General features: G+C 57.4%; 12 protein-coding genes. 3 read left to right on the top strand and 9 right to left on the bottom strand.

Features of this window, described 5'->3' with window-relative positions; genetic code table 11:
• Positions 1-60: 60 nt before the first annotated feature.
• Positions 61-468, bottom strand: a complete 408-nt coding sequence (locus HMPREF2541_RS06195) for a hypothetical protein (RefSeq protein WP_064086599.1) — start codon at positions 466-468, stop codon at positions 61-63.
• Between the two features lie 212 nt (positions 469-680).
• Here HMPREF2541_RS06195 and HMPREF2541_RS06190 point away from each other — a divergent pair, with 212 nt between their 5' ends.
• The gene (locus HMPREF2541_RS06190) at positions 681-1154 is read left to right on the top strand and encodes an OsmC family protein (protein WP_070542353.1); all 474 of its coding nucleotides are present in this window, start codon (positions 681-683) and stop codon (positions 1152-1154) included.
• Between the two features lie 158 nt (positions 1155-1312).
• Here the strand turns inward: HMPREF2541_RS06190 and HMPREF2541_RS06185 are convergent, their stop codons facing one another.
• Both HMPREF2541_RS06185 and fabG read right to left on the bottom strand, forming a co-directional pair.
• Entirely contained in the window at positions 1313-2536 is a 1224-nt protein-coding gene (locus tag HMPREF2541_RS06185) for a beta-ketoacyl-ACP synthase (protein WP_070542349.1), read from the bottom strand.
• Positions 2536-3264 carry a 3-oxoacyl-ACP reductase FabG gene (fabG, locus tag HMPREF2541_RS06180; RefSeq protein WP_070542346.1) on the bottom strand — a complete coding sequence of 243 codons (729 nt, stop codon included), beginning with the start codon at positions 3262-3264 and terminating at the stop codon, positions 2536-2538. The genes HMPREF2541_RS06185 and fabG overlap by 1 nt, the downstream gene beginning before the upstream one ends.
• A gap of 383 nt (positions 3265-3647) precedes the next feature.
• Between fabG and HMPREF2541_RS06175 the strand changes: the two genes are divergently transcribed.
• Positions 3648-4208 (top strand): PH domain-containing protein, encoded by a 561-nt coding sequence (locus HMPREF2541_RS06175; protein ID WP_064087227.1) that lies wholly within the window; start codon positions 3648-3650, stop codon positions 4206-4208.
• 80 nt (positions 4209-4288) lie between these two features.
• Here the strand turns inward: HMPREF2541_RS06175 and HMPREF2541_RS06170 are convergent, their stop codons facing one another.
• The 6 genes from HMPREF2541_RS06170 to orn all read right to left on the bottom strand — a co-directional run bounded on the left by HMPREF2541_RS06170 (position 4289) and on the right by orn (position 9506).
• The gene (locus HMPREF2541_RS06170; protein WP_070542358.1) at positions 4289-4837 is read right to left on the bottom strand and encodes an OmpA family protein; all 549 of its coding nucleotides are present in this window, start codon (positions 4835-4837) and stop codon (positions 4289-4291) included.
• Between the two features lie 184 nt (positions 4838-5021).
• Complete coding sequence (locus HMPREF2541_RS06165) at positions 5022-5621, bottom strand: phosphoribosylglycinamide synthetase (RefSeq protein ID WP_070542343.1); 600 nt, start codon at positions 5619-5621, stop codon at positions 5022-5024.
• A 277-nt stretch (positions 5622-5898) separates the two neighbouring features.
• Positions 5899-6462 (bottom strand): 1,6-anhydro-N-acetylmuramyl-L-alanine amidase AmpD, encoded by a 564-nt coding sequence (ampD, locus tag HMPREF2541_RS06160; protein WP_070542340.1) that lies wholly within the window; start codon positions 6460-6462, stop codon positions 5899-5901.
• A gap of 274 nt (positions 6463-6736) precedes the next feature.
• Positions 6737-8386: a glucose-6-phosphate isomerase gene (gene pgi / locus HMPREF2541_RS06155; protein ID WP_070542338.1), complete on the bottom strand. Its 1650-nt coding sequence runs from the start codon at positions 8384-8386 to the stop codon at positions 6737-6739.
• Between the two features lie 7 nt (positions 8387-8393).
• Complete coding sequence (locus tag HMPREF2541_RS06150; RefSeq protein WP_003824772.1) at positions 8394-8789, bottom strand: energy transducer TonB; 396 nt, start codon at positions 8787-8789, stop codon at positions 8394-8396.
• A 126-nt stretch (positions 8790-8915) separates the two neighbouring features.
• On the bottom strand, positions 8916-9506 hold the full coding sequence (gene orn / locus HMPREF2541_RS06145; RefSeq protein ID WP_070542355.1) for an oligoribonuclease: 591 nt from the start codon (positions 9504-9506) through the stop codon (positions 8916-8918).
• Between the two features lie 127 nt (positions 9507-9633).
• On the opposite strand from orn, the gene HMPREF2541_RS06140 reads away from it, so the two are divergent.
• Positions 9634-10266: an MBL fold metallo-hydrolase gene (locus HMPREF2541_RS06140; RefSeq protein WP_070542335.1), complete on the top strand. Its 633-nt coding sequence runs from the start codon at positions 9634-9636 to the stop codon at positions 10264-10266.
• The last annotated feature ends 176 nt before the right edge of the window (positions 10267-10442 follow it).

The following is a 10442-nucleotide window of genomic DNA, read 5'->3' as shown; positions in this document are numbered from 1 at the left end:
GGAAATACTGTAAACAACGCTACTGGTTTCTACAGTTAAAGCGCGCGCTTTCAGACGACCTTATCGGGGCGGCCGTCCCATAACATGATTGTTACAATTCACACGCCATGAATTGCTGAGCGCCCAGTGATAATCGATGATGATGCCTTCCGAATTGGTGAAAAAGGTGCGGTCGCTGTGCTGGCCGTAGCAGACGTTGCTGTAATAGTTGGTGATGATGGGGCCGTTTTGGCTGCTACCTTGGTATTCTTGGCCGCCGGGGTAATAGTAGGTGAAACGCCAGAAATAGGAATAGCGGTTTTCGCCCACCTTGATGCGTGCAGTGTCGGGCGCGCGGCCGTAGCGTTCGTAAACGATATCGATGGGTTTGCCGACATAGCGTTTCATACTGGAATCGAGGCTGGAGCAGGCAGCGGACAGGCAAACAAGGCCGGCCAGAAGTGCGGTGCGGACAAAGGAAATGGACATGGCGTTCTTTCTTCGGGTAAAAAAAGTGCGGGATAATAAAGAAAGAAAATAAATCGGGCAAGACGGCCGTCTGAAAAAGCAGCCTGCACATTCAATCAATCCACGGCAAATCGCGATATTCGACTGCGCCGCCCGTTCGGTATAATCCGTGCAGGCTGCCTTCAAAGCGCAGTTTCAACGCAGCAAAACTGCCAAGCCACAAGGAGACACCTATGAGCAAACACCACATCTACCGCGCCACTATTGAATGGACGGGCAACTTGGGCAGCGGCACATCGTCCTACACCGCCTATTTGCGCGATTACACCGTCAAAATCGCCGGCAAACCCGACTTTTTCGGCTCGTCCGACCCCGCCTTTCGCGGCGACGAACACCGCCACAACCCCGAAGACATGCTGCTGGCCGCCGTTTCCGCCTGCCACAAGCTCTGGTATCTGCACCTGTGCAGTGCCGCCGGCATCACCGTAACCGCCTACACCGACCACGCCGAAGCCGTGATGGACGAAGGCAGCCGCACGCAGCCCGGCAGGTTCGTCAAAGCCACGCTGCGCCCGCAGGTTACCATCACCCAAGCGCAGCACATCGAACAAGCCAAAGCCCTGCACCACGAAGCGCATCGTTTGTGCTTTATCGCCAATTCGTTGAATTTTGAGGTGGAATGTGAGTGTGAGATTGTGGTGGAGTGAGGGCTGATAAAACGCAGCTTATATCTGAATATTTAGGCTACCTGAAAGTTTCAGGTAGCCTTTATAGTAGTGTTGCCCCAAGTAAGTACAAACAAACGAAAGGCTACCTGAAAACATTTCAAACCGCTTTCAGGTAGCCTCTCTGTTGCAAACGAGCCTTACCAACGCTTGAATATCAGCGAGGTATTCACGCCGCCGAAGGCGAAGTTGTTGTTCATCACATATTCGGTGTCGATGTGGCGGCCTGAGCCGGTGAGGTAGTCGGCTTCGCCGCAGCGGGGGTCGATGTCGTTCAGGTTCAGCGTGGGGGCGAACCAGCCACTGTGCATCATTTCGATGGCAAACCAGGATTCGAGTGAACCGCATGCGCCGAGGGTGTGGCCGAGATAGCTTTTTTGCGAGCTGATGGGAACATGGCCGAACACGGCGGCGGTGGCTTGAGTTTCGGCGATGTCGCCTTGTTCGGTGGCGGTGCCGTGGCCGCTGACGTAGCCGACGGCGGAGGGCGGCAGGGCGGCATCTTCGAGGGCGAGTTCGATGCAGCGTTGCATGGTGCGCATTTCGGGGCGGGTGATGTGGCTGCCGTCGCAGTTGGCACCGTAGCCGACAATCTCGGCGATGATGTGCGCGCCACGTGCTTGGGCGTGTTCCAACTCTTCCAGTACCATCATGCAGCCGCCTTCGCCGAGCACGAGGCCGTCGCGTGCGGCATCGTAGGGCCGGGGGGTGAGTTCGGGTTCGCCGTTGCGTCGGCTGGCGGCGTAGAGGCTGTCGAACACGTATGCTTCGGATGGGCAGAGCTGGTCGGCACCGCCGGCCAGCATCATGGGGATTTTGCCGTATTTGATGGCTTCGTAGGCGTAGCCTATGCCTTGGCTGCCTGAAGTGCAGGCGCTGGAGGTGGGAATCAGGCGGCCGGTGAGGCCGAAGAAGATGGCCACGTTGGCGGCGGTGGTGTGCGGCATCATGCGCACATAGGTGTTGGCGTTGAAATTGTTAGGCTGGCGGGCGAGCAGCAGGCCGATGTCGAGCACGTCGGCAGTGCTGCCGCTGGAAGAACCGGCGGCCACACCCATGCTGCCGTTGCGGATGACGGGGTCGCCGAGCAAGCCTGCCTGTTTCAGTGCTTGTTCGGCGGCATCGGTGCAGTATTGCGCTAGCGGGCCCATGCTGCGCAACTGTTTGCGCGTCCAATGTGCGGGCGGCGCGTAGGCGGGCAGCGGTGCGCCGAGGCGGGTTTCCATTTCGGGGAAGGCATCCCACGCCTCCATGCGGCGCACGGCGTTTTTGCCTGCGCGGAAAGCAGCTTCGATTTCGTGCCACTCGCGGCCGAAGGCGCACACTGCGCCCACGCCGGTAATCACCACCCGTTTTGTTTTCATCAACACAATCCTCCGTTTACCGCAATTACCTGCCGCGTGATGTAGGCGGCGTGTTCGCTCATTAAAAAGCGCACGGCATGTGCCACTTCTTCAGGCAGCCCCATGCGTTGTGCCGGAATGGCTTTCAAAATTTCCTCCACCGGCACGTTTTCGTCCAAAATTTCCGTATCGATCAGGCCGGGGGCAACGCAGTTGACCGTAATCTTGCGTTTGGCCAGTTCCACCGCCAAAGCCTTGGCCGCGCCAATCAGCCCCGCCTTCGACGCGCTGTAGTTCACTTGCCCGCGGTTGCCGATCAGGCCGGACACGGAGGCCATGCACACAATCCGCCCCGGCGCGCGGCGGCGGATCATCGGCATGATGAGCGGGTGCAGTACGTTGTAGAAGCCGTCCAGATTGGTGCGCAATACGCGGTCCCAATCCTCGTCTTCCAGCGCGGGGAAGGCATTGTCACGTGTCAGCCCCGCATTCAGCACCACGCCGTAATACGCGCCATGCGCTTCAATATCCGCTTCCAGCACGCGGCGGCATTCGGCGCGGTTGGCCACGTCAAACTGCAACACCCGCGCCTGCCGCCCTAACGAACGGATTTGTTCCGCCACCGCTTCGGCCTCCGCCATGCGGCTGCGGCCGTGCACCACAATGTCGAAGCCGTCTTGTGCCAAGGCCAAAGCGGCCGCACGGCCGATGCCGCGGGTGGAGCCGGTGATGAGGATGGTTTGGGTCATGGTGTGTTCCTTTGATATGGGTTGGCGGCGGCCTATGTCGAGTGGAGGCTACCTGAAAACAAAGCGCGGCAAGTTTCCACCAAGCTGAAGTTTGAGCTGTATTTGGATTGGATGCGCAGCACGTGGATTGTACCTGCGAACCGGATTTGTCGGAATGGCTAGGCGGCTGTTTTGGCATTTCGTTGCCGTTTCATATTTGGATGGCATTGAAATTCTGTTTTCAGGTAGCCTGTGGCGGCTTGAGGCCGTCTGAAAGGGTGGATGTTAATGAAATTATCTGTATGCAGGCGGAAGTTTTGGTGAGGCCATGTGAGATAGCATGAAATTGGAGGTATGGATTGAGTGCTACAATACCCATGCTTCATTACCCGTCAGGAGGGAACATGCTTCAACGCTTCACCGACCCGAACGAAAACATCTTATGGCAGGGCAAGCCGCACCGTTTTTTATACATATTGGGCAATCCGCTGATTTATCCGTTTGCCCTGTGCTGGGGCTTGTTCGACTTGTTTTTTATCGGCAAGTTTAATGCCGCATCGCACGGTTTGTTCCCGTATGTGAATTTTTTTATACTTTTTCATCTGGCTCCGGTGTGGTACGCCATTTTTTCGCCGGTTTACCGCTTTTTCAATTGGTACCGCATCGATTACGCGCTCACCGATAAACGCCTGTATTTCACCTCCGGGCTGATCGGGCTGGATATTGCCAGTGCCGAGCTGCCTGAAGTGCAGAATTTGCGGGTGTATGTAGGCGTGTTGGAAGCCATGTTCAAACGGGGTACGATCCGCTTCGGCGGCAGAAATGCCCTGCGTTATGTGGAAAATCCCTACGAAGTGTATAAGCTGATTCAGCAAACCGCGGTGGACATCACCACAGACCGCCAGTTCCCCAACCAATTGCGTCCCGAAGAAAACCCCGGCTACCGCACCCGATATAAGCCCTAATAATGCAGGCTGCAAAAAGGCCGTCTGAAACAGATTAGTTGTTTTCAGACGGCCTTTTATTGCTTAAAGCAGGGGGAGACTTAATTCCCTAATTGCGTGGTTTTATTCACAATAATTTCCACACGACGGTTTTGGGCACGGCCTTCCGGGTTGTCGCTGCCGTCTGGGTGGGTGTTGGGCGCAATGGGGCGTGTGGCGCCGAGGCCTTCAAGTTGATAATTTTGCTGCAGGCCTTTTGCTTCAAACCAGTTTTTTACTGCCTGTGCACGAGCCAAAGACAAGCGTTGGTTGTAGGCATCAGAGCCTTTGCTGTCGGTATGGCCGGTAATCAGGATCACCCCTTGGCCTTTTTGACGAATGATGTCGGCGGCTTTTTGCAGATCGGCATCGGCTTCGGGTTTGAGTTCGGCTTTGTCGAAATCAAACAGCACATCCGACGACAAATTGATTTCGATATTAAACCCGGTTTCGGTAGCGCTCAAACCGCTGCCTTGTGCAGACAGGTTGCTGCCTTGGGAAGAAAGGCTGTTGCCTTGTGCGGAAAGGGTAGATGATGCTGATGCAACAGCAGATGCCTGCTCGGCAGCAGGTGCCGAGGCATTAGATGCATCAGATGTGGTTTGGGGCATGGCAGTGGTGCTGGCTGCAGAAGCCTGCGCTTGTGGCTCAGCAGGTTTGGGGTCTTGTCCGCAAGCACATAGAGTGGCCAGTGCTGTCATACAAGCAAGTAAACGCAAATTTTTCATAAAGTCACCTCTAACAGGGGCAGCGTACAGGCTACACAAAGCAGCCTGCACACCGCCAAATGGAAAATTAGCGGCCCACCGGCACCGAATCAAACGAACCAGCACCCGGGAAATCGATGGTGATGGTGGGCGATGTTTCGGGCGGCGCAGGGAATTTTAGCGCGATGATTCTGGGTGAGTTGCCAGACACGCTTATATCCTTGTCTGAGGGAGAAGGGTCAACCATATATTTGCCATTTTCGTCTTGCAGCAGGCTGATGCGCTTGCTGGTGCTTTCGTCGATATAGGCAAAATCGGCAACCTTGCCGGTACGTGCGCTCGTGTATCTATAGCCGCCGTTTTCATTTTTAGCCGGTATAAACATAAATTCCACATTCAGAATCTGGCCGACCACCTTTACTTTGGTTAAGGCCAGTGTGCCCCCGTCGCCAAATGGTTTGGATTGGATGGCCTGTGCAGCAGGATCCGGCTGTTGCTGCGGGGCGGCCGGTTCGCGAATCAGGCTGGGGTTGGATGCCGGTGTGGGAGTAGGAGCAGGTGGGGCGGGATTAGGATTGGGGGCTTGCTCCTGCGCTTGAGGAGGTGGAGTTGGCTCAGGTTCTTTCTGGCAGGCAGTCAGTAGGGCCAAGGCAGATAAAACGACAAGGGCACTTTTAGAAACACGCATTTGGGATACCTCTCTTCAGGTTAGATACTGCAGTAAAAATATGATAGGACTGCGTTTCGTGTATACCAAAAATCCCAATAAAACTCAAGCAGACTATTGCTGGTATGCACGCGCTAACTCATAGATGAGCAATGGTTTGCATTGCACTAAAAATTCATTTTCATTTTAGTGAAGCCATGCTTTCAGGTAGCCTGTGAGCCGCACAGCTGGCATAGTACAGAATTCAGTTTTTATCAAATGCCAACACAATGGGCGGTGGCCAGTGGTGTGACAGCAGCTAATCCGTAATTCCTTCCGCCAGCACCACGCCGGCGGCGGCCAGGCGCGGCCAGTCGAAGAAGTGGCCGGGGTCGCTTTTGCGGCCGGGGGCGATGTGTTGGTGGCCGGTTACGGCTTCGATGGGATAGTATGCCGCCATGCTGTGCAGCAGCGGAATCAGGGCTTGGTATTGCGCCTCGGTGAACGGTTCGAAATCGCAGCCTTCCAGCTCGATGCCGAGGGAAAAGGTGTTGCAGCTGCTGCGGCCGCGATATTGCGATACGCCGGCGTGGTGTGCCGCGTCGTTGCCCGACACAAACTGCACCACCTGCCCGCTGCGTTCAATCAAAAAATGGCTGGACACGCGCAAATCCACCAGCTGCGGGAAGAAGGGGTGTGCCTGCGGGTTGATGCGGTTGGTGAACAAATTGCGGATGGCGCTGCCGCCGTATTCGAAGGGTGGTAGGGAGATGTTGTGCAGCACCACCAGCGAAACGGTTTCGCCGGCGGGGCGGGGCGAGAAGTTGGGCGAAGGGCAATGCACCGCGCCCTGCCACCAGCCGTTGTGCCAAGTTGTGGTCATGATGGGTTCCGAAGGGGAGTGAGAAGGGGATTATAGCGGGTTGGCGGGGCAGGCTACCTGAAAAATACGTTGGTATTGGCAGGTATGGCGGATTGACTGAATTTCCAATATAGCGTTGGCTCGCCTTGTTATATGTGTGAACGGCATTCGGTTTACCAGCCTGTAATATTTTGATTGGTCGCAAACAAAACTAGAGAGAAGTATTCGCCCGTAGCAAAGAAAAAGGCTACCTGAAAATGCCCGCTTGGCTTTCAGGTAGCCTTCTCTTTGGCCGTTACGGCTGTTTGTTGCCCATCTGCTGCCGATAGCGTTGAATCAGAGTGGCGGTGGAGGAATCGTGCCCGGCGGGGGCGGTGCCTTGCAGTTCGGGCAGGATGGTTTGGGCGAGTTCTTTGCCGTATTCCACGCCCCATTGGTCGAAGGAGTTGATGCCCCACACGGCGCCCTGCATGAAGACTTTGTGTTCGTACATGGCGAGAATCAGGCCGAGGGTGTAGGGCGTGATGCGTTCGACGAGGATGGTGTTGCTGGGGCGGTTGCCGGGGAAGCTGCGCTGGCTGGCAAGGGCGGCTTGTTCGCTTTCAGGTAGCCCTTTGTCGGCTGTTTCGGCGCGGGCTTCGGCTTCGCTTTTGCCGCGCATGAGGGCTTCGGCTTGGGCAAAGGCGTTGGCTACGAGCCGGAGGTGGCGGCCGTCGTCGGCCCCTTTGCCGTTGAGGGGGACGATGAAATCGACGGGAATCACCTGCGTGCCTTGGTGGATGAGCTGGAAGAAGGCGTGCTGGCAGTTGACGCCGGCTTCGCCCCAAATGGCGGCGCCGGTGGCGAAATCCACGGGCTTGCCGTGGCGGTTGCGGCTTTTGCCGTTGCTTTCCATATCGAGCTGCTGGAGGTGGGCAGGCAGGCGGCGCAGGCCGTGGCTGTAGGGGATGACGATGTGGCTGGTGCTGCCGCAGAAGTTTTGCTGCCAGATGCCGATGAGGGCGAGCAGGGCGGGGATGTTGCGCCGCCACGGGGCGTGCAGGAAGTGCTCGTCCATATCGTGCCCGCCGCGCAGGAATTCGCGGAAATGTTCGCGGCCGATGGCGCACATCACGGGCAGGCCGATGGCCGACCACACGGAATAGCGCCCGCCCACCCAGTCGAACATGCCGAACACCTTTTGCGGGGCGATGCCGAATTCGGCAGCGGCTTCCACATTGGCCGATACGGCGGCGAAGTGCTGCGCGATATCGGCTTTGCTGCGGCCGGATTGCAGAAACCAGCGGCGCGCGGCTTGGGCGTTGAGCAGGGTTTCGGGGGTGCGGAAGGATTTGCTGGCCACGATAAACAGCGTGGTTTCGGGCGCTACGCGGCGCAGGATGCCGTCTAAATCGGCGCTATCCAGATTGGCGGCGAAGTGTACGTTCAGGTTTTGTTGATAGGGGGCGAGGGCTTGCGCCACCATGCGCGGGCCCAAATCCGAGCCGCCGATACCGATGTTCACCACGTCGCGGATGGGTAATCCGGTGCAGCCCGTGTGCGTGCCGTTTTGCAGGCGTTCGGCGAAATCGAGGGCGCGGTTTAGTTCGGCGTGTACCTGCGGCACGATATTGATGTCGTCCACATACACGGGCGCGGTGTTTTCAGGCAGCCTCAGGGCGGTGTGCAGCACGGCGCGGTGTTCGCTCAGATTGATTTTTCCGCCGGCATACATTTGGCGGCGCAGTTCGGCCGCGCCGGATTCGTCGGCCAGGCGGCAGAGCAAATCGAGAGTGTCTTCGCCAATGAGGTTTTTGCTGTAGTCGAGCAGCAGGCCGTTGAGTTCGGCGTGCATGCGCTCGAAACGGTTTGGCTCGGCGGCGAAGCGTTCGCGCAGGTGGAGGTGCGCGGTGGCGCGGCTGTGTTCGGCCAGGGCTTGCCAGGCGGGGAGGGAGGTGGGGAGCATGGCGGGTTTATTGTGTGGGAAGGGGTGGGCGGGGCGGTTGGGCGGTTTCTGAATGGTCGGGGTTTTCTTCCGACACTCGGAATCTAAATGTTTGGGTGAAGGCGGATTCCACCGGCCGGCCGTTTTGTTTTGCCGGAGTGAAGCGATATTGGCTGACGGCACGCACGGCGGAGCGGGCGAATAAGGGGTGGGTGGCGGAGAGCACCTGTGCTTCGCTCACGCTGCCCCGGGTGTCGATGCGCATCTGCATTCTGGCATGGCCGCTGATGCCTTCTTCTTCCAGCTGCGGCGGGTAAACCGGTTGCACGGAGTGGACGAGCATGGCCGGCTCAAATGAAGGCTTGGCGGCGCAGGCGGCCAGCAGCAGGGCGGCGAGGGCGGACAGGAGGATTTTGCGGATCATGGTCTTCTTAAATAGGGATGGATGGGCTACCTGAAAACATGGGGGAAGGCTACCTGAAAGCGTAAGCTTCAACGGAATCCAAACGGGCGGGATGTTGCGGCTTCGCAGAAGCTTCGCTATTTTGTTTCAGGTAGCCTCTTGGTTTGTTCCGTTGGCCTCGGGCAGGCGCAGGAAGGTTTGGCGGTAGTGGCGCAACTCTTCGATGCTCTCCAAGATATCGTCCAGCGCGCGGTGCGAGCCTTTTTTGCTGAAGCTTTTGTAGGCGGCGGGATGCCAGCGGCGGGCGAGCTCTTTGAGGGTGGATACGTCGAGGTTGCGGTAGTGGAACCAGGCTTCCAGGCGGGGCATGTAGCGCTGCATGAAGCGGCGGTCTTGGTGCACGGTGTTGCCGCACAAGGGGCTGGTGCCTGGCGGAATCCATTGGGCAATAAAATCGAGCAGGCGTTGTTCCACTTCGGCTTCGGATAACGTGGAATCTTTCACGCGCTGGGTGAGGCCGGTGCGCTCGTGGGTGCTAGTGTTCCAGGCATCCATGCCGTTGAGCAGTTCGTCGCTTTGGTGGATGGCGTAGGATTCGGATTGGGCGAGGATGTTTAAATCGGCATCGGTAATCACCACGGCGGCTTCGATAATGCGGTCGTGCTCGGGGTTGAGGCCGGTCATTTCCATATCGAGCCAGCAGAGGTTGAGGGGGTTGGGCTTGGGCGGAGTGTGCATGAACTTGCTCGCAAAGGGGATAAATGGTGCATTGTAGCGGATACGCCAAACCTTAAAAAGGTTTACCTTTGGCGCGCGCGGCGGCACAATGTGGGCTACCTGAAAATTCTTATAAAGAAAGCCACTCATGCCGCTTAACCTTACCGTGTTCGCCGTTACCCCTTTCCGCCAAAACTGTTCGCTCTTGTGGGACGAAGAAAGCAAAGAAGCCGTGTGGATAGACGTGGGCGGCGACGTGCCGCAGCTGTTGGAAGAAGCCGCCAAACTCGGTGTGCAGCCCAAGGCCATCTGGCTTACCCACGGCCACCTCGATCATGCCGGCGGCGTGGCCGAGATGATTCAGCATACCCCGCTGCCGGTAATCGGCCCGCACCGCGACGACCAATGGCTGCTCGACACCCTGCCCGAAATCACCGCCAACTTTGGTTTTCCCGTGTCTGCGCCGGTGAGCCCGAGCCGCTGGCTGGAAGAGGGCGACGAGTTGAACGTGGGCGCATACCGCTTCCAAGTGCTGCACATCCCCGGCCACACGCCCGGGCATGTGGTGTTTTACTGCGCCGAACAAAACCTGCTGATCGCAGGCGACGTGTTGTTTTACGAATCCATCGGCCGCACCGATTTCGAACGCAGCAGCCACGCCGATCTCTTGCGCAATATCCGCGAGAAACTGCTGGTGTTGCCCGAAGACACCATAGTGCTGCCCGGCCACGGCCGCAGCACCACCATCGGCCACGAAAAACAGCACAACCCGTTTTTGTAGGATTAAAACAGTAGGCGGCAGGCGATACATACAGCCCGCCTTAAAAGAGGCTACCTGAGAAATGATGTCTTGGCGTAGCCAAGGCTGAGTTTCTGCGAAGATAAAACGTGAAAACCAAAGCTTAATGTTTGCCAAACCTAAAGTGTAGAAACCAGTAGCGTTGTTTACAGTATTTC

It is taken from the genome of Eikenella sp. HMSC061C02 (assembly GCF_001809035.1).
Lineage (GTDB): Bacteria > Pseudomonadota > Gammaproteobacteria > Burkholderiales > Neisseriaceae > Eikenella > Eikenella corrodens.
The sequence above is the reverse complement of the archived record's forward strand: the minus strand, read 5'-3'. Positions and strand labels throughout refer to the sequence as shown.

What these genes read in the sequence shown, in the direction of transcription:
- HMPREF2541_RS06195 (WP_064086599.1), bottom strand. Translation starts at nt 468, where the DNA reads ATGTCCATTTCCTTTGTCCGCACCGCACTTCTGGCCGGCCTTGTTTGC.
- HMPREF2541_RS06190 (WP_070542353.1), top strand. Translation starts at nt 681, where the DNA reads ATGAGCAAACACCACATCTACCGCGCCACTATTGAATGGACGGGCAAC.
- HMPREF2541_RS06185 (WP_070542349.1), bottom strand. Translation starts at nt 2,536, where the DNA reads ATGAAAACAAAACGGGTGGTGATTACCGGCGTGGGCGCAGTGTGCGCC.
- fabG (WP_070542346.1), bottom strand. Translation starts at nt 3,264, where the DNA reads ATGACCCAAACCATCCTCATCACCGGCTCCACCCGCGGCATCGGCCGT.
- HMPREF2541_RS06175 (WP_064087227.1), top strand. Translation starts at nt 3,648, where the DNA reads ATGCTTCAACGCTTCACCGACCCGAACGAAAACATCTTATGGCAGGGC.
- HMPREF2541_RS06170 (WP_070542358.1), bottom strand. Translation starts at nt 4,837, where the DNA reads ATGCCCCAAACCACATCTGATGCATCTAATGCCTCGGCACCTGCTGCC.
- HMPREF2541_RS06165 (WP_070542343.1), bottom strand. Translation starts at nt 5,621, where the DNA reads ATGCGTGTTTCTAAAAGTGCCCTTGTCGTTTTATCTGCCTTGGCCCTA.
- ampD (WP_070542340.1), bottom strand. Translation starts at nt 6,462, where the DNA reads ATGACCACAACTTGGCACAACGGCTGGTGGCAGGGCGCGGTGCATTGC.
- pgi (WP_070542338.1), bottom strand. Translation starts at nt 8,386, where the DNA reads ATGCTCCCCACCTCCCTCCCCGCCTGGCAAGCCCTGGCCGAACACAGC.
- HMPREF2541_RS06150 (WP_003824772.1), bottom strand. Translation starts at nt 8,789, where the DNA reads ATGATCCGCAAAATCCTCCTGTCCGCCCTCGCCGCCCTGCTGCTGGCC.
- orn (WP_070542355.1), bottom strand. Translation starts at nt 9,506, where the DNA reads ATGCACACTCCGCCCAAGCCCAACCCCCTCAACCTCTGCTGGCTCGAT.
- HMPREF2541_RS06140 (WP_070542335.1), top strand. Translation starts at nt 9,634, where the DNA reads ATGCCGCTTAACCTTACCGTGTTCGCCGTTACCCCTTTCCGCCAAAAC.